Below are 21896 nucleotides of genomic sequence, written 5' to 3'. Positions count from 1 at the left end.
GGCAAGCATCACTCTCCGGCGGGTTCGACGGAAGTTTGCGCGGCCAGGAAGTCCTCCCAGGTCCGGGTGCCGACGTGGGCGCCGCTGAGCGTCAGGTTGCCTCCGGCCCGGTACACCTTGCCGGCCTTGCCCGGCACCCGGACGGGGAGCGACAGCCGGCGCTTGCCGGTCGCCTTCAGGTAGTCCCGCGCGAGCTCGCCCAGGGTGTAGACCTTCGGTCCGACCACGTCAGGCACCAGGCCGGCTGGTTCGCCCAGCGCCAGTTCGACGAGCCGCTCGGCCACATCCCGCGCATCCACCGGCTGGAACCGCAGCCCACCGGGAACGGGCAGCACCGGCAGCTTCGCCATCGCCTGCACGGTCTTCAAGGCGAAGTCGTGGAACTGCGCGGCCCGCAGTACGGTCCACGGCACCGCCGAGCGCCGTACGGCTTGCTCGGCGCCGAGCTTCGACTTGAAGTACGTCAACGGCAGCTGGTCCACCGCGGTCACCGAGATGTGCACCAGGTGCCGTACGCCGGCCCGCTCGGCTGCCTGGACCAGGTTCTGTGTCCCGATGTCGTCACCCTTCGGCCCACCCGCCAGGTGCACGACCACCTCGGCGCCCTCGACCGCCGCGTCCAGACCGTCACCCTGCATCAGGTCGGCCGCGACGTACTCGATCCCGTCACCGCGGTCGTGCGCGTGCCGGCTCAGCACCCGCACCTTCCACCCGGCGGCCAGCACCAGCGGCACGACCTGCCGCCCCAGCGTGCCCGTCCCACCGGTCACCAGCATCGTTCCCACGATTCCTCCACTCGTCCTCGGGGCCCGTCTCCCGGGCCCTCACCCTTCTGACGGACCCCGGTCGGGGAGTGTGACTCGGGCAGAATGTCGAGGGGAGTGGGCCCGGTCCGACGTCTCCCGCGTACCGACTCAGAAACCGCAGGAGGTTGTCGTGAAGTACGTGATCCTGATCCACTCCAACCCGCAGCCGTGGGGCCACCCGACCGTGGACTACACCGAGGTCGGCCGGGCGATCCCGGCGGAGGAGCGCAAGCAGATGTACGAGGAGTTCGACGCGCTGCTGGCCGAGCTGCAGGCCTCGGGGGAGTTCCTGTCCGCGGCCGCGCTCGACGCCCCGGCCTCGTCGACCGTCTACCGGTGGCAGGGCAAGCGCCCAGTCAGCACCGACGGGCCGTACGCCGAGTCGAAGGAGCAGCTGGCCGGGTTCTTCCTGTTCGAGTTCGCCACCCCGGAGCGTGCCGAGGAGGTCGCCACCCAGTTCGCCGGTCCCGGTGACACCGTGGAGCTACGGCCCGTGATGATGTGATCAGGGCCCCGCAAATCAAGTGATGTACGCCGTACCGCCGGTGCGGAAGTTCTCCTACTCTGAATCGACTACCGAGAGTCAGGAGCACAGCCCGTGACCACTGTCGTCCTGATGGGGCCACCCGGAGCCGGCAAGGGAACCCATGCCGAGCTGCTGGCCGGCCGTCTCGGGGTGCCGGTCATCTCGACCGGCGACATCTTCCGTGCCCAGGTCGCCCAGGGGACCGACCTGGGCCGGACGGCGCAGCGGTACCTCGACGCCGGTGAGTACGTCCCGGACGAGGTCACCAACGCGATGGTCCGCGAGCGACTGGCCGCCGCCGACTGCCGTCCCGGCTTCCTGCTCGACGGCTACCCGCGCACGGTCGAGCAAGCCGCCGTGCTCGACGAGATGCTCGCGACGCAGGGCCGCCGCCTGGTCGCGGTCGTCATCCTGCGCGTCGACCAGGAAGCCCTGGTGCAGCGCCTGCTCCGGCGCGCCGAGATCGAGCACCGCTCGGACGACACCGAGGAGGTCATCCGCCGCCGCCTCCAGGTGTACGGCGACCAGACCGTCCCGCTGGTCAGCCTGTACGACGAGCGCGGGGTGCTTCGCGAGATCGACGGCACCGGCGAGATCCACGAGGTCCGCGACCGGGTCCTCAACGTCGCTATCGACCTCACCCCGGCCGAGTAGGCCCTGACCTTCACGCCGGGTGGTGACCTGGCTCAGGTGCGCCAGACAGGGGCGACCTGCTTGCGGTAGTTGCGGCCGAAGATCCCGGTGATCACGGTGAAGACCGGTTTCGGGATGCCGCTGGTGATCGCGGCCATCTCGTCCGGTCCGGCGCCGTCGGTGACCCAGGCGAAGAACGTGCCGCCCTGCGACGGCCCGATCTTGGCGAACTCCCGGCCCATCGCCTTCAGCTCGGCCGAGTCCTTCTTCTCCAGGTACACCGCCTCGATCTCGGCCTCCTCGTGGTCCAGGTGCTGTACCGTGACGCGTTGCAGCTCCTGCATCGCCGCCAGCGCGGACGCCGCGTCGGCCGCGCTCGCCGTACGGCGCAAGGTCGCGATCGCGCTACGGGCCGCGTTCAGCGCGGTCGCCATGGTGTCGTGCTCGGCATCCATCTGGGTGAGCAGGTCGTGGCTCACGCCGATCTGCTCCAGCGCCGGCCAGGCGATGTCGTGCTCGCCCTCGTGATGGTGCGTCAGCTGCTGGTCGAAGTTCGCCCAGGCCGTGGCCAGCTGCTCGGCCCGCTGCCGATCCCCCTCCGGAAACCGCCCCAACGCGTCGATGAATCGCTGCAGATCCCGCCGCACCGCGGCGTGGATCGCCTTGTTCATACTCATTTCCGCCATGAACGGAGCGTAAGTGGACCAGTCCGCCGACGGAAGCACCGGGAACATTGGCCAGGGCAATCAAGTTGTCAATCAGCATGCATGGTGAGTACAAGGTGCCCGGTGGAAAGCTGGTCGTCGCCGACCTCGACGTGGTCGACGAGCACGTCCGACGGGCGCAGATCAGCGGGGATTTCTTCCTGGAGCCGGACGACGCGCTGGAGCGGATCAACGGCGCTCTGGCGGGTCTGCCGGTGGCGACTCCGGCGGCACAGGTGGCTGCCCGGGTCCGCGCCGTACTGGGGGACGGCGTCGAGATGCTCGGGTTCTCGCCGGACGCGGTGGCAGTGGCCGTACGGCGGGCGCTGACCGGGGCAACCGGTTGGCGCGATCACGAGTGGGAGTTCGTGCACGACGTACCGCGGGAGCCCGCGTTGCAGATGGCGCTCGACGAGGTGCTGACCGAGCAGGTCGGCTCCGGCGAGCGCCCGCCCACGCTCCGGGTCTGGGAGTGGGCGTCGAACGCGGTCATCATCGGCAGCTTCCAGTCGCTGAGCAACGAGGTCGACCTCGACGGCGCCGCCAAGCACGACGTGACAGTGGTACGGCGGATCAGCGGCGGCGGAGCCATGTTCGTCGAGCCGGGGAACACGATCACCTACTCGCTCTACGTCCCCGAGTCGCTGGTGTCCGGGCTGTCGTTCACCGAGTCGTACGCGTTCCTGGACGACTGGGTGATCGGCGCGCTGAACGATCTCGGCATCGCGGCGACGTACCAGCCGATCAACGACATCACCTCGCCTGCCGGCAAGATCGCCGGCGCCGCCCAGAAGCGGCTGGCGGGCGGCGCCGTCCTGCACCACGTCACGATGGCCTACGACATGGATGCCGCGAAGATGCTCGAGGTGCTGCGGATCGGCCGGGAGAAGCTGTCCGACAAGGGCACCACGAGCGCGAACAAGCGCGTCGACCCGCTGCGCAGCCAGACCGGTCTCGACCGCGCCGAGGTGATCGACCGGATGGTCGCGTCGTTCGCCGGCCGCTACGGCCTCAAACCCGGCTCCATCGACCCGGCGACCGTCGACCTCGCCGAGGACCGCGTCACCAGCAAGTTCGGCACCGAGGACTGGCTCACCCGGGTTCCGTGATCGGTACGGCGCTGCCGCTCACCCGGACCCTGTTGTCGTCGGCCCGCAGCTCGACGTGGATCAAGCTCGGCCTACCCAAGTCCTCACCTTGGTGCAGCGTGAGCGTGACCGGCGCCTGGACGACACCGCGCTCGCGCAGGTAGGCGCCGAACGCAGCCGCCGCCGCACCGGTCGCCGGATCTTCGACCACACCGCCGACCGGGAACGGATCGCGCACGTGGAAGGTCGTCTCGGACTCCCGCCAGACCAGCTGCAGGGTGGTGAGATCGCGGTCGAGCATGTACGCGAGCAGCCGGTCGAAGTCGTACTCGAGGTCCGCGAGTCGTTGCCGGGTCGACGTACCCAGGACGAGATGGCGGGCGCCGGCGAACGCGATGGCCGGTGGTAGCGCGGGATCGAGCTGGTCGGCACGCCAGCCGAGGATGTCCAGGACCTCGCTGACGTCGCCGACCTCCTCGACGTACGGCTCGACACTCGTCAGGGTCGCTCGCAACTGTTCGTCCACAATGACCGGCACCTCGCCGGCAGGTGTCGAGAAGACCCGTTCCCCTGGGCCGATCCGCTCGGCGAGCGCCACCGCGGTGGCTACCGTGGCGTGCCCGCAGAACGGGACCTCCGCCTTGGGGGAGAAGTACCGCACCTGGTACTCGCCGGTCACGAAGGCCGTCTCGGAATAGCCGACGTCAGTGGCGATCGCCTGCATCGCGGCGTCGTCGAGACCGCTCGCGTCGAGCACGACGCCGGCCGGGTTGCCGCCGGCGGGGTCGGTGGTGAAGGCGGTGTAGCGGAGTACTTCGGTCATCGGCGCCTCAGGGTGAGATGGGTGGCGGTCGGTGAGCTGATCATCTCAGTCACCTCGTAGTTCCGCAGAGCGTCGGCGACGTTGTCGAACAGCCGCTCACCGGCGCCGGCCAGCAGCGGGACCTGGACCAGGTAGAGCTCGTCGATCAGCCCGGCCCGCAGGTACTGCTGGACCGTCGCGGCGCCGCCCGCGATCACCACGTCCTGGCCGTTGGCGGCCGCGAACGCCCGCTCGAGCACGACCTCGACCGGCTCGTCGGTGAAGTGGAACGTCGTGCCGCCGTCCATCGGCAGCGACTCCCGTGGGTGGTGCGTGTGCACGAAGACGTCGTGGTGGTACGGCGGGTTGTCGCCCCACCAGCCCTGCCACGAGTCGTCCTGCCACGGACCGCGGATCGGGCCGAACATGTTCCGGCCCATGATCGTCGCGCCGACCTCCTGGTCCCACCGGGCGACCCGCTCGGCGTCGATGCCGGTCGCGCCGGGCTCCTGCGCCGCGAACATCCAGTCGTGCAGCCCGTCCACGCCATCCCCGAACGGCGCCTCCTCGCGCTGGTTCACCCCGGCGCTGAACCCGTCCGCCGTGATGGTGAAGTTGTGGACCCGAACCTTGGCCATGGCAGTCTCCTCAGGTTGTGCTTGCACCCGCTGGTCGGAGCCGGACCGGTCGCTTTGACATGCCTACTCGGTCCAGTCCAGCTGCGGCTCGGGAATCCCCAGCGCCCGCCCGAACGCCTGCGCCTCGGCCCGGGCCGCCAGGTCACCGCGGGGATAGCGGAACACCCGGTCCGGGAACACCACGAAGATCTCCTTGGCGTTGTGGAAGTCGGCGTACCAGCCGGGCGAGTCCAGGGTCGCCGCCAGCTCCCTGGCCAGCGTCTCGGTGTGCCAGTCCTCCACCTCGAACTCCAGCACCGACCACACCGGCGGCTGGGCGGTCGACGCGCTGCTCACGTCGTACCGGCTGATCTTGCGCACGGCCAGCGGGATCTGCGACAACTCCGTCCCCACCCGGAGGCTCTCCAGGATCAACACACCCTCGTACATGCCGATCTCCTCTCCTCGTCCCGACGCTAACCCGCGCCGCCGACATAGCGTGGGGTCGTGGAGCTTGGATACGTGATCCTGTACGTCGAGGACCTCGACGTCTCGGTGGCGTTCTACCGGGACGTGCTCGGCCTGCCGCACAAGTTCACCGACGCGGGGTACGCGGAGTTCGCGACCGGCGCGACGCGGTTCGCGCTGTACGAGCGACGGCGGGCCGAGTGGCTGACCGGTCGCGCAGTGTCACCCGGCCCGGCCGCGGAGATCGTGCTGATGGCCGGCGACGTGGACGCGTGCGCCGATCGCCTCGCCGGGTTGGGCGTGACTGTGCTCAGCGGGCCGGCCGACCGTCCGTGGGGACACCGGACGGTGCACGTGGCCGATCCCGACGGGTTCGTGGTCGAGCTGGCTCAGGAGATCCCGCGGCAGCGCGGGCGGAGGGTCAGCGGCGACGGTGGTGGTAGTGCTGCTGGTGCTGCCAGCGGTGGCGATGTGCCCCGCTGAACAAGGCGATCCAGAACAGGCCCCACAACAGCCACGGCGCGGTCAGCAGGACCGCTGTGACGACCAGGCCGATCATCAGGATCGGCGCGAGCATCACGAACGGCGGCGGCCCCTGCCGTTGCCGGCGCCGGACCGGCTTCCCGGCCGGCGACCAGGGGCCCTGGGCGAGTTGGAGCTCGGCCGGGTCCGGGAGGTCGTCGAACAGCGGCACGAGGTCGTCGGCGTACCGGGCCCGGGTCGCGTGCTCGCTGCGGTCCTCGAACTCCTCCTGCGTCAGCCGGCCGGCGACGAAGTGGTCGCTGAGCATCGCCACGGCCTGGTCGCGTTCGGCGTCGCCGATCCGGACCGGGCCGTGGCGCTCGGGGAGGTACGGGTTCATGACCGGTCCTGCGGCTCGTCGTCGGCCAGGATCCCGTACAGCTTGCGCCGCAGCTCGGCCAGCGCGTCCTTGGCCTGCGCCTGCTGCTCCGGCGTGCCGGTCGCGAGGATCTGCCACATCGCCGCGGCGGCCTGGCCGAGGATCGGCTTCAGTCCGTTCTCGTCGTCGTCGGTCCGCGGCGTGCCCATCGCCTCCCACGGCGACCGGACCTCGTCGGCGTGCTCGGCGACGTACGTCCGGCCCTCGTCGGTCAGGGTGAAGGTCCGGCGGCCGACCTCGGCGTCGGCGGTGACCAGGCCCTCGTCCTCGAGTTGCTGCAGGGTCGGGTAGATCGAACCCGGGCTCGGCTTCCACACCCCGCCGCTGCGCTCGGCGATCTCCTGGATCAGCTGGTAGCCGTTCATCGGCTGCTCGGCCAGTACGGCGAGGATCGCCGCGCGGACGTCACCGCGCCGGGCCTTGGGTCCGCGCCAGCGCGGCGGCGGCCCGCCCCACGGCGGCCCGAAGAACTGCCCGCCGAACATCCCCCACTGGCCGGCCCCGAACGGGTGCTGGTGTCCGTGGTGGGTTCTGCGGCCGCCGCTCATCGCGGCGCGCAACTCTTCCTTCAGGTCCTCGAAGGCTGAACAGTGCCGGGCGAGGTGCTGCCATGGCCACCCCGCCGCGTACGTCGATCCGGTCATCTCGACCACCCGTCCCTCGGCTGAGAATGCGATAGTTCGACGATATATCGCGAACGATCGCAACCCAAGGGGTTCAGCCGGCCGACTCCACGGTCGCCCGCCAGCTCGCGAGCAGCCGGAGCGCGTCGTACGTCGGAGAGCCCTGTTCGGCTGTGTAGACGGTCAGGGTGAGGCCGGGGTCGGCGGGCAGTGGCATCGCCTCGAACCGCAGCTCGAGCGGGCCGACCTCCGGGTGGTGGAAGTGCTTGACGCCGGTGTGGTGCAGGCGGACGTCGTGCGCGGCCCAGCGCTTGCTGAACTCCTCGCTGCGGGTGGTGAGCTCGCCGACCAGCTCGGTCAGCCTGCTGTTGTAGGGGTCGCGACCGGCTTCGGTGCGCAGCAGGGCGACGGTGGTGTTCGCCGTGCGGTTCCAGTCCGGGTAGAAGGACCGCGCGGCCGGGTCGAGGAAGGTGAAGCGCGCCAGGTTCGCCGGTCGAGCGGCTGCGGCGAAGACCGGCGCGAACATGGCCCGGCCGAGCTCGTTGGCGGCGAGCAGGTCGAGCCGGCCGTTGCGGACGAACGCCGGCGACTCGGTCAGCGACTCCAGGATCGCCAGGATGCCCGGGCGGACCTCCTCGGTGGTCCGGCGGCGTCGGGCCGTACGCGGGGATGCGCCGGCGGTGCGGGCCAGGTCGGACAGGTGCTGGCGCTCGGCCTCGTTGAGCCGGAGGGCATCGGCGATCGCGTTGAGCACGCTGTCGGAGACGCCGCCGAGGTGGCCGCGCTCGAGGCGGGCGTAGTACTCGACACTGACGCCCGCGAGCAGGGCGACCTCCTCGCGACGCAGGCCCGGCACCCGGCGGTGCCCCGAGTGCAGGCCGCCGATCCCGGCCTGCTCCGGCGTGACCTTCGCCCGCCGGCTGGCCAGGAACTCGCGGATCTCACTGCGGTTGTCCACGCTTTCGAGGCTAGCGCGGGCGTTCGAGGCCAGGGGTGCCCTGTGAGTACCACCCTCAGCTCACGCGCGTGGTCCGGGCGACGTACGGCGTACCGCCGACCGAGCTGCGGAACTCCTGACCGCGGGGGTCAGGCGGCGAACTCCAGGCCGGCGACAGTGGCGACGAGGACGACGGAGCTGCCTTCGACGGCGACCTGCTTGAGGGAGGCGCCGAACGGGAGCTCGGGGAGCGTGATGCCGCGGGCCAGCAACCGGCTCACGACGTTGCGGAGGGCCGACGGGACGGCGTCGGAGAGTTGGTCGACGGCGAGCACGATGCGGCCCTTCTCGACCTTCGGGACGAGCGTCGCGTCGACGTCGACACCGCGGACCGCCAGTTGCGCGTGCAGCTTCTCGTCCACGACGCGCAGGGTCAGGTCGTCGACTCCGGTCGCCCGCGCGGCGAGCTTGGTCAGCTCGGCGGGGGACAGCCGGAGCTTCATGTCCGTGGAGTCGATCGTGACCGCTGCTCCGGAACCGCCCGTCACCAAGGCGCGGGGGACGTGCACGCCGGTCATTGTCACCGTGAGGTCCTCGGCCGGGACGTTTGAGAATGTCGGCTGCTGCATCGTCAGCGTGACGGACTCGAACTCCTCGCGCGCGACCTGGGGCAGGAACCCGAAACCGCCGATCGAGACGTTGGTGTCCGCGGCCTGGACGTCGTACTTCGCGGCCTCGTCCTCCGCCATCGTCGCGAGCCGATCCTCGGCGACCCACGCGGCAGCCCGGTCGGCGCCCACCACAAGACACCCCAGAACCACAACGGTGACCACCAGCCGCCGCAACCACCGACGCGGTCTCCTCGAACCCATCCCAGCCCTTCCCGGCAATCACGGCCCAGAAGGGCCCTGGCGCCCCGTGACCCGCACAGCCTAGGCCAGCCCCCCAACTCCTCCGCTCTGGAGTCCTCTACGCGGGGGGTCGGAGCGTGGTGATGGTTTCCTGGAGGGCTTCGTCGGTGGGGGTGGGGTTGATGCCAAAGGCAACGGTTGCGGCGGTGGAGTCGATGACGAACGGGCGGTGCCACTGGTACTGCGTCTCGACCATGGCCCGGGCGGTCGGATTGAACAGCCCGGCGAGGCGCAACGCGAACCCGGGCATCGTGGCAACGCGGGCGGTCGGTGCTCCGGCGAGCTCGGCAGCGCGGGTGGCGAGCTCGCGGACCGACTGCGGCGGGGGAGTGGGTACATGCCACGGCCGGCCCCACGCCTTCTCGTCCGCCGCGACCGCGACCAACGTGCGCGCGACGTCACCGACGTACGTCCAGCTGTGCGGTGCGTCCAAGTCAGCAGGCGCCGTGCCGCGACGCCCGTCGATGACCTTCGGCAGCACCATCACGCTGAACGGCGACACCGTGTGCGCGCCCAGGTAGTCCGACCCCCGCACCTCAGCTGTCCGAATCCGCCCGGCCTCGTGCGCGGCCAGCGCGTCGGTCCACAGCTTGGCGCGCACCTCACCCTTCACCGAGTTCGGCCGCACCGGCGTCGCTTCGGTCATCGGCCCGTCCACCTCGCCGTACCCGTACAAGTTCCCCGTCGTCACCAGTACGGCGCCCGTCTCCTCGGCCGCCCGGATCAACGCCGCCCCGATCGGCGGCCAGTCCGTAGCCCACCGGTGATACGCCGGCCCCGCACAGCAGTACAACCCCACCGCCCCCTTGGCCACTTCCGCCAGCTTGTCCCCATCCGAAGCATCAGCCGCCACACACTCGATCCCATCCGCTTCAGGTGACTGCGGGAGTGGTTGAGGGCCGCGGCCGGTGCGAGTGACCAGGCGGACCTGTTCGCCTTGGCCGGCGAGGAGGCGGGCGGTGGCCGATCCGACCGGGCCGGCTCCGATAACGACGTGCAGGGACATGGTGGGCGACCCCTCCTGGAACTCGGTAGAGAACAGTGTTCTCGAATAGGTTCACTGTACGCAGATCGCGGAACCTTGGTCAAGAACACTGTTCTCGAAACGTTCCAGTGTTCTCAGCTCTGTGTCAGACTGATGCCATGTCCGCACCATCGGTCCGCGCCCGAGTCCGCTCGGAGATGAGCCAGGAGATCAAGGCCGTCGCCCGCCGGCACCTGGCGACCGACGGCGCGAACCTCTCCCTGCGCGCGGTCGCCCGCGACCTGGACATCGTCGCCTCTGCCCTCTACCGCTACTTCCCGAGCCGTGACGCCCTGCTCACCGCCTTGATCATCGACGCCTACGAGGACCTCGCCGCAGCCGCGACCGAGGCGGAGGCCGCCGTACCCCGCGACGATCTCCGCGGCCGCTGGCTGGCCGTCGGCCGCGCCGTACGCAGCTGGGCCCTCGCCCACCCCGCCGAGTACGGCCTGATCTACGGCGCCCCGGTCCCGGACTACGCGGCCCCGCAGGACACCGTCGAGCCGGCCTCGAAGGTCATCCTGCTGCTGGTCGGCATCGTCACCGACGGCCTCGGCCGGCTCGAGTCGATCCAGGCAGCACCGCTGACCATGCCGCTCCGCGCCGACCTCCGCCGCCTCATCGACGAGCGCCAGGGCGACCTGCTCGAGGAGCGGCTCGACCGCGTGCTGGTCGCCTGGACGCACGTGTTCGGCGTGCTCAACTTCGAGGTCTTCGGCCGCCTCGACGACATGATCGAGGCTCGCGCCGAGTACTTCGACCACCACATGAGCCTGATGGCCGACCTCGCCGGACTGCCCGAGTGATCAGCGACGGCGCGCCCTCATCACCAACCTCACGTGCCGCTAGCCCGTTGCGAGAGTGGGGTGCCGGTGGAGCGTCACCCACGCGGCTCGGGCGATGGCTGCCGGCGCCAGCAGTTGACGGAGACCGATGGTTCGGTTGACGAAGGCAAGCATGTGTGCCGCGGTTCGTTCGTCGCGTACGGCGGCGCCGAGCAGCAGACGGTCGACGGGCGTCGGCGGCCCGGCCTTCGCCTGGTCCTCGATGGTCGACTGGTGTCCACTCAGCACCTTGCGACGACGTGCGTACCGGCGCAGCGCGGGCTCGAGCCGGTCGCCTGCGAGCAGCGCCGGCGCAACCGCATCGGCAAGCCACTCGGCGGTCTGGAACGCCCACCCGCACCCGACGCCTTGGGACGGGTCCGAGGTCATCGCCGCGTCACCGATGAGTGCGACATCGGGACGCGGCACCGCGGATCGGGTGACGAGTGGGCAGTCGGTGGCGCCGACGATCGGGGAGATGCGATCGGCGGCGTCGAAGGCCGGACCGTCCGGCAGCCGTCGCAGGGCCTCCAGGAGCGCGGACTCCCGATCGGATCGGTACGCCGGCAGTGCGGCCTTGACCGGCATGGACGCCAGCACGGTGATGCCGTCCTCGTTGGGCATGGCGTACGCGATCCCGGGCTCGTGCAGCCAGATCTGGGTCTTCGAGCCCGACGTCAACCGGACGTCGGTGAACTCGGCGAAGTAGATGAACCGCTCGTTCGGCGCCACCCGCTGCTCGGCGCCGGCGAACTGCGCGACGACAGAGTTCACGCCGTCCGCGCCGACCACGAGCCGCCCGCGCACCGACCGCTCGCTCCCGTCGTCGCCCCGAAGCCGGACGCCGCCGTCGTCGAGCAGTCCGACCGCCCGCCGCCCCAGCATCAGGTCGACGCCGCTCGTCCCGGCGGCCAGCTCCCGGACCATCGGGTCGAGCTTCGCGCGGCGAATGCTGTACCCGTGCGGGCTGCCGGGTGGAGTCGCCATCCATCCCCACGGTGTGTAGCAGTCGAGCCCGTTCCGGATCCCGCCGGCCGCCTCGATCCTCCGGTCGAGGCCGAGCCGCCGGATCGTCGGCGTCGCGCAGGCCATCACGTGATGAGTGCACAGCACCTTGAAGGTGTCGATGCGGTGGTGCTTCTCGACGAGTGCGACCCGCAGGCCCGCCCGTCCGAGCAGGGTCGCCGCCGTCGATCCCGCGAGACTCGCCCCGACCACGATCACGTCGTACATCCGAATCCCTCCCCATAGATAGCACGACCGTGCTGTCTGTCTCCATAGATGGCACGGTCGTGCTATCTTGTCAAGGGTGAACCGCCTCCGGCGCTCCGACGGCGAGCAGACGTACGCCGCCATCCTCGAGACCGCTGTCCGCCTCGCCTCGGTCGAAGGCCTGAGCGCGATCACCATCGGCCGGCTCGCCGAGGAGGCCGGGGTCAGCAAGAGCGGCGTGTACGCGCACTTCGGGTCGAGGCAGCAGCTCGAGCTGGACATCATCCAGGCGGCCCGGGACATCTTCGAGCGCGAGGTGATCCAGCCGGCGCTGGCCGCCGACGAGGGCCTGCCGCAGCTGGAGCGGATCTGCGCGTCCTACCTGTCCTACATCGAGCGGCGCGTCTTCCCCGGCGGCTGCTTCTTCGCCGGAATGCTCGCGGAGTTCGACGCCCGCTCCGGTACGGCGGCCCACGACGCAGTCGCCTCGGACCAGCAGGGCTGGACGGAGCTGCTCGAGTCCTTCGCCGCCGTGGCCCGGGATCGCGGTCAGCTCAAGCGCACCACCGACGTACCCCAACTCGTCTTCGACCTGACCGCCGCCGTCGAGCTGGCGAACTACTACCACGTCCTCTTCGGCGATCCCAAGGTCCTCGATCGCGCCCGCACCTCGATCGACTCCGCCATCGCGGCGAACCGCTCCTAAGCGGACAGCTCGGCGAGCACCGCCTGGATCGCGGGGCTGGTGTTGGCGCTGCGGCGCCAGGCGGCGTGGACTTCGCGCTTCGGCGGGCGGCGGAGAGGGGTGGCCACGAGGTCCGAGCCGAGGGGTGGGCGGGCCAGGCGGGGGATCAGGGCGATGACGTTGCCGGAGGCAATGAGCGCCAGCTGGGTGGCGAAGTCGTCGACCAGGTGGCGTACGTCGGGATCCTCCGCGACGTCGGCGAACAGGCGCCGGAACCACTGGTGGCATACCGTCCCCGGTGGGCTGGTCACCCACGCCTGGCCGGCAAGGTCGGCACCGGTGAGAGGCGCGTCGAGACGCGCGAGCGGATGTGTCCGGTGCATGACCACGTCGCCGATGTCGGTGTGCAACTGGCGGTGGGTGAGCGCCGGTGGCACGACGGCCGGAATCCCGTCGGCGTCATGGATGAGCGCCAAGTCGGCTGTCCCCGCATCGACACTGCGCAGCGCTTCATCCGGGTCCTGCTCGGTGATGTGAACCAGCAGGTCGGGGCAGCGCTCGGACAGTCGCCGGAGCGTGGGCGCGAGCAGACCGCGGATGGCCGTCGAGAAGGCGACCACCCGGAGAACCCCGCGCGGCGAGCCCTCCGCGACCGACTGGGCCGCCTCGGCGCACCGCTCCAATGCCTGGAACACCTCCGGCGCGGAGTCGACGATCGCCTGCCCGGCGGGAGTCAGGACGACCCCGCGACCGGCCGGCGCGAGCACCGGCACGCCCACCTGACGCTCCAGGCGCTTGATCTGCTGCGACACCGCCGACGCCGTGAACCCGAGCTCATCGGCCGCACGCGCCAGCGTCCCGAGCGCTGCCACCGACCGCAGCGCCTGCAAGGCTCCGACATCAATCATGAAGACAGGCTAAGCAATATCGCCAAAAAAGCATCGCTGGACCGCATCAATCGCCGCCGCGAGGATCGAACCATGACGGACCAACTCTTCGGCGCGAACCTCGTCGCCCTGGCGACCCCGATGGACCCCGACGGCACGATCAGCGAACCCGGCCTGACCAGCCTGGTCGACCACCTCCTCGCCACCGGCTGCGACGGCCTCGTCGTCGGCGGCACCACCGGCGAAGCCCCGACCCTGACCGACTCCGAAGCAGCCGACCTCGTCCGCGCCGTAGCGACCCAGGCCGACCAGCGGGCGAAGGTGATCGCCGGCGTCGGCACCTACGACACCGCCGTCAGCATCGAGCGCGCCCGCGCAGCCGAAGCCGCCGGCGCGGACGCGCTCCTGCTCGTCTGCCCCTACTACTCCCGGCCCAGCCAGGCCGGTGTGGTCGCCCACTGCGTGGCCGTGGCCGACGCGACCGCGCTGCCCGTCATGCTGTACGACGTACCCGCGCGGGCAGGTATGGCGATGGAGGCCCCGACGCTGATCGAGCTCGCCGGCCACCCGCAGATCCGGGCGGTCAAGGACGCCAAGGGCGACCTGTTCGAAGCGATGAACGTGATGGCCCGTACGTCGCTGGCCTACTACTGCGGTATCGACGAGCTCAACCTGCCCTACCTGGCCTCCGGAGCGACCGGCGTGGTCAGTGTCGTCGGCAACATCGTTGCCAACCGCAACGCCGATCTCATCCGGGCGATCCGCGCCGGTCACCTCGACGAGGCGCAGGCGATCCAGCGTGACCTGCTGCCGTTGGCCGACGCCATCATGCGCACGTCCGGAGGCGCCGTCATGGCCAAGGCCGCACTCGCCGAATTGGGCATCATCCCTTCCGCGACAGTACGTCGTCCGCTCCTCGAGGCGCCCGAGTCCCACCTGCAACGACTGACAGCTGCGCTGGCGACCATCGCCGTACCTGCCTGACTCAGGGGCGGCGGACGTCGAAGTAGAGGCGGGTGAGCAGGTCGCCGATGAGGCCTCTGGACGTTGCCTTGTCTTCGTACTGCGCGACCACTGTCCGCACCGAGTTGTCTGCGCCGACTCCTGCCCAGCACCAGACGGCACGGTCGCCGTTCTGCTGCTTGTACTGGCGGAACACGCCGTTGACGCCACCGAGCGCGAAGGGTGCCTGGGCGGTCGGCTTGCCAACGCTCGTACACCGGGGCTCGGTGTCCAGTGCCGTGCTGATCACCTGTGGCACAGCTTGACCGATCAGCTCGGCCGGGAGCGGCGCCGCGCGGACGGTCAACCTCTCGAGGGCGGTGCCCGGGGCGGACAGCCGAATCCGTCCCGGCACGCTGTCGTCGAGATCCCAACCAGGTGGACGGCATGCCGAGATGCGGCCCGACGAGTCGTAGGACCCGACGAAAGACGTTGTTCCGTTGGGAGTGCTGGCGACGGTGGCAGATGCCAGCAACCGGTCGTCGAGCCAGGCATCGAGACGGTACTCACCACGCCCCGGGCAGCCGCTGTCCACGAAGTATCGCTGGGCCGGCTGCCCGGCAGCGATGCGATCGAACCCGGCCAGAGTGGACCGCTGCTGCCACGGTTCGCCGGGACTCGGGCGGAAGTAGCCGATCCAGGAGATCCGTGCCTTCTCCGGCAGCTTCGCGCGCTGGTACGTCGCTCCGACGTACCACCCGGTCGCGGTCAGCTTCAGCGCCGAGATCGTCGCGTCCGCTCCGGCCGGGTTCGGGCCGGGAGATGACAGCTCGGCCTGTGCGGCGACGAGCATCCCTTGCAGCTTCTGCACCAGGTCCTTCCGGTCCGGTTCCTTGACGGCCAGGATCTCCAGCGTGGTGCGCGAGCTGGCATACAGCTCGGCCTGCTCGAGCGGGTCCGGCCGCTCGGCGGTCCGGCGGACCATCTCGCCGTACGACGCTCGCGCTTCGGCCTCCTCGCCTTGCGCCGCTTGGACGAGCCCGAGATTGGCCCACGGCAGCGGCAGGCGATCGTTCGACTCCAGTGCTCGGCGCGTCAGCACCTCGGACGCGGCGTATCGCCGTACGTGGAAGAGATTCGCGCCCTGGTTGACGAGCGAGAGGTAGTCCGGGACCGGGCTGAGCTCCAGCGCGCGGTCCAGGTCGGCGATGGAGCGCAGCCGTGACTTCTCGTCGACCGTGGTGAAGACGTACGCGGCGTTCTCGGGGCTGCCGGCGAGCACGGTCGCGGTCGCACGGGCCCGGTAGGCCTGCGTGTAGTCGCTGCGCAGCCGGATGGCCTCCGTGTACGACTCGACGGCGCCGTCGTACTGACGCAACCACATCCGCTTGTCGCCTTCGGCCAGCGCGACCACCGCCGCGTCGGGCGTGACGAGCGGGCGCTGGCTCGCGGCGATGACACTGACCAGGACCGCGAAGCCTGCGATCACCAGCGCGGGGACGACCACCAGGTTCCGGGTTCCCGGGGCCAGCGTGAGCGAAAGGCCCAGCAGGGAAAGGGCAACCGCGAGCAAGGTGATGCCGAGGACATACCGGTCCGACTTGGTGCCCCAAGCCGTGGCGGTCTCCCGTTCGGCGTCGGCTCGGAGCGCGGTGACCCGCGGCTCCAGGAGCCGGTCGGAGGCCTGCCGGTTCACGTCCTCGAAGTGGGTCGAGCCCGTCTCCTGCACCGCGAGGTCGGCAAGCGCCAGCGAAGACTTGTCCCACAGCTGGGCCGCAGTCGTGTAGGTGTCCGTCCCGGTGAGCGAGGATGCGAACCGCGCCAGCTCGGCCCGCTGGCGCAGCGAGCGGACCTCGCCATCACCGGCCGCGAGCTTGGAGATCTCCACGTAGGCAGCGCCGTACTGGGCGAGTGAGGTGATCGAGGTCTCCTGCGCGTGCGCCGACAGGTTCCGCTCGTGCTCGCCGGCCCGGCTCGCGGCCAGGGCAAGCAGACTGCCGAGCAGCACCAGAAGCGCTGCAGAACAAGCGATCGCCTTCTTGAACGGAGTGTCGAGTACGTCGATGTCCGGGAGCTCGATCTGGGCTTCGGGAACTGGCATGGCAGTCTCCGTTCCGTTCAGCCGCCGACCACGGCGTTGAGGCCGGCGCCGGCAGTCGCGATCACGAAGACGATCGCGGTCGTTGCCAGCACCGCGGTCCGCCACCGGGGACGCAGTACTCGGCCGACGGTGAGCAGCAGAACGAGCAGGAGCAGCAGGACCACCGACAGCATCGTGCGGATGCTCTGCGCGTGCCGTGCATCAGCGACCTCGGCAGTGGCGGCCGGCTGGTCGGGCTGCAGCGCTTCGAAGGCCTCGTAGCCCTTGATCGTCTCGAGCCGGCGCTCGGTGTCGTAGCTTGCGGACGCCGTCGTACCGCTCAACCGCGTGACGTCGAACGTCGTCTCACGGTACGCGTCGGCCACACTCCGCAGTACCAGCGCCTCCGCCCGCAGTTGCGCGGCTCGCGCCTGTTGCCCCGCGGCCGCTGCTGCTGTTGCTTGCGCCTCCATTGCCTCGGCCTCGGCGAGCGACCGGCGGTAGCGGCTGGCCGCGCTGGCCTCGGCCTCCACCCGAATGCTGGCCACGGACCGTTGCCGCTGTACCTGCAGCGTTTCCAGCGTGGCTTGACCGCGCGCTTCCGCAGCCGCGTCGTCCTGACGGACAGCGACGTACGTCAGCAGCGCCGCGCTCAGCGTCACGATGCCGACGGCGATGGCGACGGTGCGCTCCCAGTCCTTCAGGAAACGCGCGATCGCCGGCTCTCGCCGTTGAGTTGCCGCCTGGTCGGGCGCTGCTGATCCCACCCCACGAAGATCAACCATGAAATTGTGCCTTCCCCCCACTCGCGCAGCGCGCGATGGCTCCACTGTCGGTGCTCAGGGCACCGAAGTCCATCCCCCGACTCCATCGGGATCACGGCCGTCGCCGCTATTGGGAGACGAGTAGCCAGGCGAGGTAGGCGACGTACGCCACGACGAACACACCACCTTCGGCACGGGTGATGCGGCGGCCTGACAGGAACACCGGCACACACGCGACCGCCGCGGCGACCATCAGCAGGAGGTCGCCGCCGAGGATCTCGTCGGGGACCGGTACGGCGCCCGGCGCGGCGAGGATCGTGACGCCGAGGATGATCGCGATGTTGTAAACGCTCGACCCCAGCAGGTTGCCCAGGGCGATGTCCCGGTTCCCGCGGATCGTCGACACGATCGTGGTGACCAGTTCGGGAGCCGACGTACCGATCGCGATGATCGTCAGGCCGATGACCGCATCGCTCACTCCCAGCGCCCTGGCGGCGTCGACCGCCCCGTCGACGAGCAGCGTCGCTCCGACCACGATGACGGCGATCCCCACCAAGAGGCTGACGACGTGCAGCCACACCCGCGTCCTCTTCGTTTCGTAGTCGGCCTCGTACTCCGCTTGCACGGCCGGCGACTCCTGCCGACTGGTGCGCAGTACCCCCAGTGTGTAACCCACTCCGAGAACCAGAAGCACGACACCGTCCACCGTGCCGAGCGTGCCGTCGAGCGCCACCACCAGCAGCACCACCGACGCCGCGGTCATACACGGCAAATCAAATCGCACTGTCCGGCTGTCCAGCACGATCGGCGCAATCAAGGCACTCAAACCGAGGATCAACAGCAGGTTGACCAGGTTCGTCCCCACGATGTTCCCGACCGCCAGCCCAGCACTGCCTTGCCGCGCAGCATCAACCCCGATCGCCAACTCCGGCATGCTGGTGCCCAGCGACACCACAGTCACCCCGACAACGATCGGCGCGATCCCCAACCGCACAGCCAGCCCGGTCCCACCTCGAACCAGCAACTCAGCCCCACCCAGCAACGCCACCAGACCGCCGACAATCAGCAGAGCGCTGCCCACCACCCCACGGTCTCATGCCGGAAATCCCGCGCCAACCGCTCGCCCTGTGGAGCCTTCGCCTAGAGGGTGCCCGGCTCGACGATGTGGTGGCTGATTCCGTACGCGACGGCGGCAGTGCGCGAGTCGACGTCGAGCTTGGTGAAGATGTTCGACACATGGCGATGGACCGTGCGTTCACTGAGGTGCAGTTCGCTGGCGATCCCACGGTTCGCCTTGCCTCGGGCGATGAGGCAGAGGACCTCGACCTCGCGGCGAGTGAGCCCGTGGACGTCGGAGCCGGCGGCCGCGACCATCCGGTCCAGCTGAGCCAGATCCGGACGCGCGCCGAGCCGTTCGAAGGTCTCCCGGGCCGCTGCGAATTCGAGTCGCGCACCATCGTGGTCAGCGAGCGCGCGGCAGGCCTGTCCGATCAGGACGTTCAGCTTGGCTCTCTCGTGTGGGGCATCCTGCTGCTCCCAGGTGCCGGCAGCCCGCCGGAGGAGTGGCAGCGCGCCCCCGGGATCACCTTCGGAGAGCGCCAGCGCGCCTCTGACGGCAGACGTCTCGGCCTCGATGACGGGCGTCGTCAGCCCCCGCGTGATCTCCTCGAACTCGGTCACGGCATCCCGGGCCGCCTCGATCTGGTCTTGCTCGAGGTGGATGGTGACCGCTGCCTTCAACAGGTCCAGGCGGTCGGGCGTCGCGGTCACCTCGGTCAGCGCTCGACGTACGCCGGCCGACGCGGCGTCGACGTCACCCTCGGCGAGTCTGAGGAGGGCGAGCCCCGGCTGCGTCGGGCAGCCGTGTTCCGCCGCGCGGCGGTAGGCGTCTTCGGCGGCATCCCAGTCGCCGCGTAGCCGCCGTACCTCACCGAGCTGGTAGAACGCGTGGCCGCACACCCAACCGGTGTAGCCGTCGAGGTCGTCACAGACCGCGGCGATCTCGTCGAGGGCCTCCGGCCAGGCGCCGTTGAGACACATCAACCGTGAGCGGTAGATGCGGCAGTTCCCGAGGTATGCGCCGCCCAGACTGCTCAGCGAATCGAGCCACCTGGCCATCGACCGGTTCCAGGCTCGGGCGCGAGCGAAGTCGCGTGCCAGGCAGCACCCGCGGACGGCGGCGCAGTAGACCCACGGGGTGACGCGTGGCGACAGGCCCTTGCCGAGGAGGATGGCCATCGCCTCCTCCAGGCGATCGAGCCCGTCCTGGAGCCGCCCCTCGTCGATCAACGTCTGACCCCACATGCTCAAGGCCCAGGGGACCACCTCGCCCTGACCTTCGTCGACGATCGCGCCCAGCAGCTCTTCGGCGCGAGCGCGTCGGCCCGTCGTCGCGTGGAACATCGCCTCGGGGATCCGGAGCCACAGGCTGGTGGCCATCTCGGGGCCGAGGGTGCGGCTCGTCTGCTTGAGCCAACCGTTGGCCTGGACCACCTCGCTGGTGTTCAGCAGCACCCACCACAACCAGAACGCGACCTGCGCTGCGGCAGCGAGTTCGCCGGCAGTGACGCGGAGATCGAAGACACGGCGCAGGAGGGCGACCGCCTCGTCACCCCGGGCAGAGACCTGGGCCGCCTCGGCGAACGCTTCCAGATCCTCGACCGGGAGCGGTTCTTCGGCGTCGGCCGCGGCGTACTCGACGCACGCCGCCTCCCACCGGGAGGCCCGGTGAAGCTCCCGTGCGCGGGCCAGGTGTGCCGTGGTGACGGCTTCCATGGCATCAGCATGACCCGGCGGACCGGAGTTGGGTAGTTGTACCCACGCCCTCCGACTCAGGGTGGCAGCCAATGCCGATTCCCCCGGCGGCACGGTCGGCCAGTCTCGAATCACCAGCCGTCCTACGAAACCAGGGGGTTCTGATGAAGACGACAACCGTGAACGGCATCGAGTTGGCCTACGAAGTCCAGGGTGAGGGGGAACCGGTGCTGTTCATCCACGGCGCCATCTGGGCCGACTTCCTTCGCCCGTTGGCCGAACAGCCGGCGTTCGGCGGTTTCCAGCGGATCCGCTACCACCGGCGCGGGTACGGCGAGAGCGGCGGACCGGCCGGTGGCTTCGACCTGCAGGCGGCCGACATCGTTGCCCTGCTGAACCACCTCGAGGTGGACCGGGCACACCTCGTCGGCCACTCCGAGGGCGCGATGATCGCCCTCGTACTCGCAGCAACCCACCCCGATCGCGTGCGATCCCTGGCCCTACTCGAGCCGCTACCGTCGAGCAGCTGGCTGGCCGCGAGCGACTTCGCGGACCTGTTGGGAGTCCTGGGACCGGCGTTCGAGGCAATGGCGGGGCACTACCAAGCGGGAGACGTCGCAGGCGCCTTCGACGCACTCTTCGAGCCAACCGGCCTGGACTGGCGCGCAGCATCCAAGGCCGCCGGCCCGGGCGTCCTCGACCAGGGCATCCGAGACGCGGCAACCTTCATCGAGTCCGAAGCCCCCGCACTGATCGACTGGACCTTCGGCCCCGACCAGGCGGCAACCATCAACACCCCAGTCCTCTCGTGGTCCACCGCCTCAGAAAACCCGATCAACCCCGCAACCCAAGCCTTCCTCCACGCCCTCTTCCCCCACCACGAGCAGACCACCCTCGCCAACGGAGACCACTTCTCAGTAACCACCCACCCAACAGCCGTGGCCACCCCCATCGCCACCTTCATCTCCCACCACCCCGCCCTCGCTTGAGAAAGCGGCCGAAGCCCCGGACCTGCGGGCTGGTAGGTGCCCCCGGCAGGATTCGAACCTGGGACGTGGAGATGGACGCGGTGGTGCAAGTCGTCGCCTCCGATGATGGGGTGCAGATCGTGGCTGGCCTGTTCGACTGCGACTTGGACCGCGCCCAGACCGGCAGTCGGTTCGATCGTGAGGTGCAGTTCGGCGACGAGTTGGCCCCGCTCGGAGACTACCCGTCGGGTGGAGATGCGCACGCCGGCGGTCTGAACGACTGTGTGTCCGGCCGCGGTGTCGGCTCTTCGACTTCGTGCTGGGCGGTCTCAACCACCAGATTGAGCACCACCCGTTCCCGACCACGCCGCGACCCAATCTCCGGCTGGCGCAACCCGTGTACGTAAACCGTCAATTGTGGCTGAGGCTGGTCGCGCTCGATCCGGGTCTGATCACCGTGTGGCGGCTCGAATGCCTGCGACGAGCGCGGCGACCAGTAGGCCGAGCACGAGCACAAGCAGCACAACAGGACCCAGCAATAGCGTCAGAATCAAGACCAACACCACAGCCAGTTTCAGCCCGGAGCTTGCCCCCGACCAAGCACCCTTGATCGCAGCCCAGACAGGATTCTTTCCCCCGAGCATGGCACCCAGCCCCCCGGCGACCGCCTGTGTGGTGGGCCCTCCGCCTGCCACAAAATCGCTCAGATCGTCGGCCCAGTCCTCCACCTTCCGCGACGC

Annotated in this window: 25 protein-coding genes; 8 read left to right on the top strand and 17 right to left on the bottom strand. The window is 69.8% G+C overall.

Going from position 1 to position 21896, the window contains the following annotated elements; genetic code table 11:
* Positions 1 to 8 precede the first annotated feature (8 nt).
* Positions 9 to 776, bottom strand: a complete 768-nt coding sequence (locus tag ACWCOV_RS32895) for an SDR family oxidoreductase (protein WP_449833271.1) — start codon at positions 774 to 776, stop codon at positions 9 to 11.
* A 160-nt stretch (positions 777 to 936) separates the two neighbouring features.
* Between ACWCOV_RS32895 and ACWCOV_RS32890 the strand changes: the two genes are divergently transcribed.
* Positions 937 to 1311: a YciI family protein gene (locus tag ACWCOV_RS32890; RefSeq protein ID WP_449833239.1), complete on the top strand. Its 375-nt coding sequence runs from the start codon at positions 937 to 939 to the stop codon at positions 1309 to 1311.
* 93 nt (positions 1312 to 1404) lie between these two features.
* Positions 1405 to 1986, top strand: a complete 582-nt coding sequence (locus ACWCOV_RS32885; protein WP_449833238.1) for an adenylate kinase — start codon at positions 1405 to 1407, stop codon at positions 1984 to 1986.
* 32 nt (positions 1987 to 2018) lie between these two features.
* Here the strand turns inward: ACWCOV_RS32885 and ACWCOV_RS32880 are convergent, their stop codons facing one another.
* Complete coding sequence (locus ACWCOV_RS32880; protein ID WP_449833237.1) at positions 2019 to 2651, bottom strand: hemerythrin domain-containing protein; 633 nt, start codon at positions 2649 to 2651, stop codon at positions 2019 to 2021.
* A 77-nt stretch (positions 2652 to 2728) separates the two neighbouring features.
* Here ACWCOV_RS32880 and ACWCOV_RS32875 point away from each other — a divergent pair, with 77 nt between their 5' ends.
* On the top strand, positions 2729 to 3778 hold the full coding sequence (locus tag ACWCOV_RS32875) for a lipoate--protein ligase family protein (protein ID WP_449833236.1): 1050 nt from the start codon (positions 2729 to 2731) through the stop codon (positions 3776 to 3778).
* On the opposite strand, the gene ACWCOV_RS32870 is transcribed toward ACWCOV_RS32875, so the two are convergent.
* The 3 genes from ACWCOV_RS32870 to ACWCOV_RS32860 form a co-directional block, all read right to left on the bottom strand.
* Positions 3762 to 4580 (bottom strand): PhzF family phenazine biosynthesis protein, encoded by an 819-nt coding sequence (locus ACWCOV_RS32870; RefSeq protein ID WP_449833235.1) that lies wholly within the window; start codon positions 4578 to 4580, stop codon positions 3762 to 3764. The two genes, ACWCOV_RS32875 and ACWCOV_RS32870, sit on opposite strands and share 17 nt — an antisense overlap.
* Positions 4577 to 5197 (bottom strand): dihydrofolate reductase family protein, encoded by a 621-nt coding sequence (locus tag ACWCOV_RS32865; RefSeq protein WP_449833234.1) that lies wholly within the window; start codon positions 5195 to 5197, stop codon positions 4577 to 4579. The genes ACWCOV_RS32870 and ACWCOV_RS32865 overlap by 4 nt, the downstream gene beginning before the upstream one ends.
* 63 nt (positions 5198 to 5260) lie before the next feature.
* Positions 5261 to 5626 carry a hypothetical protein gene (locus ACWCOV_RS32860; protein WP_449833233.1) on the bottom strand — a complete coding sequence of 122 codons (366 nt, stop codon included), beginning with the start codon at positions 5624 to 5626 and terminating at the stop codon, positions 5261 to 5263.
* Between the two features lie 57 nt (positions 5627 to 5683).
* Between ACWCOV_RS32860 and ACWCOV_RS32855 the strand changes: the two genes are divergently transcribed.
* Positions 5684 to 6127: a VOC family protein gene (locus ACWCOV_RS32855; RefSeq protein ID WP_449833232.1), complete on the top strand. Its 444-nt coding sequence runs from the start codon at positions 5684 to 5686 to the stop codon at positions 6125 to 6127.
* Here the strand turns inward: ACWCOV_RS32855 and ACWCOV_RS32850 are convergent.
* From ACWCOV_RS32850 to ACWCOV_RS32830, 5 genes are all read right to left on the bottom strand, one after another.
* Positions 6066 to 6506, bottom strand: a complete 441-nt coding sequence (locus ACWCOV_RS32850; protein ID WP_449833231.1) for a DUF1707 SHOCT-like domain-containing protein — start codon at positions 6504 to 6506, stop codon at positions 6066 to 6068. The genes ACWCOV_RS32855 and ACWCOV_RS32850 overlap by 62 nt on opposite strands.
* The gene (locus tag ACWCOV_RS32845) at positions 6503 to 7189 is read right to left on the bottom strand and encodes a PadR family transcriptional regulator (RefSeq protein ID WP_449833230.1); all 687 of its coding nucleotides are present in this window, start codon (positions 7187 to 7189) and stop codon (positions 6503 to 6505) included. The genes ACWCOV_RS32850 and ACWCOV_RS32845 overlap by 4 nt, the downstream gene beginning before the upstream one ends.
* Positions 7190 to 7262: 73 nt before the next feature.
* Positions 7263 to 8126 carry a helix-turn-helix domain-containing protein gene (locus tag ACWCOV_RS32840; RefSeq protein WP_449833229.1) on the bottom strand — a complete coding sequence of 288 codons (864 nt, stop codon included), beginning with the start codon at positions 8124 to 8126 and terminating at the stop codon, positions 7263 to 7265.
* Between the two features lie 128 nt (positions 8127 to 8254).
* Entirely contained in the window at positions 8255 to 8905 is a 651-nt protein-coding gene (locus tag ACWCOV_RS32835) for an LmeA family phospholipid-binding protein (RefSeq protein WP_449833228.1), read from the bottom strand.
* A 169-nt stretch (positions 8906 to 9074) separates the two neighbouring features.
* Complete coding sequence (locus ACWCOV_RS32830; RefSeq protein ID WP_449833227.1) at positions 9075 to 10022, bottom strand: NAD-dependent epimerase/dehydratase family protein; 948 nt, start codon at positions 10020 to 10022, stop codon at positions 9075 to 9077.
* 137 nt (positions 10023 to 10159) lie between these two features.
* Between ACWCOV_RS32830 and ACWCOV_RS32825 the strand changes: the two genes are divergently transcribed.
* A complete protein-coding gene (locus ACWCOV_RS32825) occupies positions 10160 to 10846 on the top strand; it encodes a TetR/AcrR family transcriptional regulator (protein ID WP_449833226.1) in 687 nt (228 codons plus the stop codon).
* Between the two features lie 39 nt (positions 10847 to 10885).
* Here the strand turns inward: ACWCOV_RS32825 and ACWCOV_RS32820 are convergent, their stop codons facing one another.
* A complete protein-coding gene (locus ACWCOV_RS32820) occupies positions 10886 to 12097 on the bottom strand; it encodes an NAD(P)/FAD-dependent oxidoreductase (RefSeq protein WP_449833225.1) in 1212 nt (403 codons plus the stop codon).
* Between the two features lie 76 nt (positions 12098 to 12173).
* On the opposite strand from ACWCOV_RS32820, the gene ACWCOV_RS32815 reads away from it, so the two are divergent.
* Complete coding sequence (locus tag ACWCOV_RS32815; protein ID WP_449833224.1) at positions 12174 to 12782, top strand: TetR/AcrR family transcriptional regulator; 609 nt, start codon at positions 12174 to 12176, stop codon at positions 12780 to 12782.
* Here the strand turns inward: ACWCOV_RS32815 and ACWCOV_RS32810 are convergent.
* Entirely contained in the window at positions 12779 to 13669 is an 891-nt protein-coding gene (locus ACWCOV_RS32810) for a LysR family transcriptional regulator (RefSeq protein WP_449833223.1), read from the bottom strand. The two genes, ACWCOV_RS32815 and ACWCOV_RS32810, sit on opposite strands and share 4 nt — an antisense overlap.
* 72 nt (positions 13670 to 13741) lie before the next feature.
* On the opposite strand from ACWCOV_RS32810, the gene dapA reads away from it, so the two are divergent.
* On the top strand, positions 13742 to 14632 hold the full coding sequence (gene dapA / locus ACWCOV_RS32805; RefSeq protein WP_449833222.1) for a 4-hydroxy-tetrahydrodipicolinate synthase: 891 nt from the start codon (positions 13742 to 13744) through the stop codon (positions 14630 to 14632).
* A 1-nt stretch (position 14633) separates the two neighbouring features.
* On the opposite strand, the gene ACWCOV_RS32800 is transcribed toward dapA, so the two are convergent.
* From ACWCOV_RS32800 to ACWCOV_RS32785, 4 genes are all read right to left on the bottom strand, one after another.
* Positions 14634 to 16691, bottom strand: coding sequence for a tetratricopeptide repeat protein (locus ACWCOV_RS32800; RefSeq protein WP_449833221.1), 2058 nt, complete (start codon positions 16689 to 16691; stop codon positions 14634 to 14636).
* A gap of 17 nt (positions 16692 to 16708) precedes the next feature.
* Positions 16709 to 17437, bottom strand: coding sequence for a hypothetical protein (locus ACWCOV_RS32795; RefSeq protein ID WP_449833220.1), 729 nt, complete (start codon positions 17435 to 17437; stop codon positions 16709 to 16711).
* Between the two features lie 124 nt (positions 17438 to 17561).
* A complete protein-coding gene (locus tag ACWCOV_RS32790) occupies positions 17562 to 18515 on the bottom strand; it encodes a calcium/sodium antiporter (protein WP_449833219.1) in 954 nt (317 codons plus the stop codon).
* A 59-nt stretch (positions 18516 to 18574) separates the two neighbouring features.
* Complete coding sequence (locus ACWCOV_RS32785) at positions 18575 to 20209, bottom strand: LuxR C-terminal-related transcriptional regulator (protein ID WP_449833218.1); 1635 nt, start codon at positions 20207 to 20209, stop codon at positions 18575 to 18577.
* Positions 20210 to 20352: 143 nt separating this feature from the next.
* Between ACWCOV_RS32785 and ACWCOV_RS32780 the strand changes: the two genes are divergently transcribed.
* Positions 20353 to 21177, top strand: a complete 825-nt coding sequence (locus ACWCOV_RS32780) for an alpha/beta fold hydrolase (protein ID WP_449833217.1) — start codon at positions 20353 to 20355, stop codon at positions 21175 to 21177.
* Between the two features lie 431 nt (positions 21178 to 21608).
* On the opposite strand, the gene ACWCOV_RS32775 is transcribed toward ACWCOV_RS32780, so the two are convergent.
* On the bottom strand, positions 21609 to 21896 hold a 288-nt coding region (locus tag ACWCOV_RS32775; RefSeq protein WP_449833216.1), incomplete at its 5' end, for a hypothetical protein.

The organism is Kribbella sp. NPDC002412 (assembly GCF_053592935.1).
Note: the sequence above shows the minus strand (reverse complement) of the source record. Positions and strands in the feature narration are given on the sequence as shown.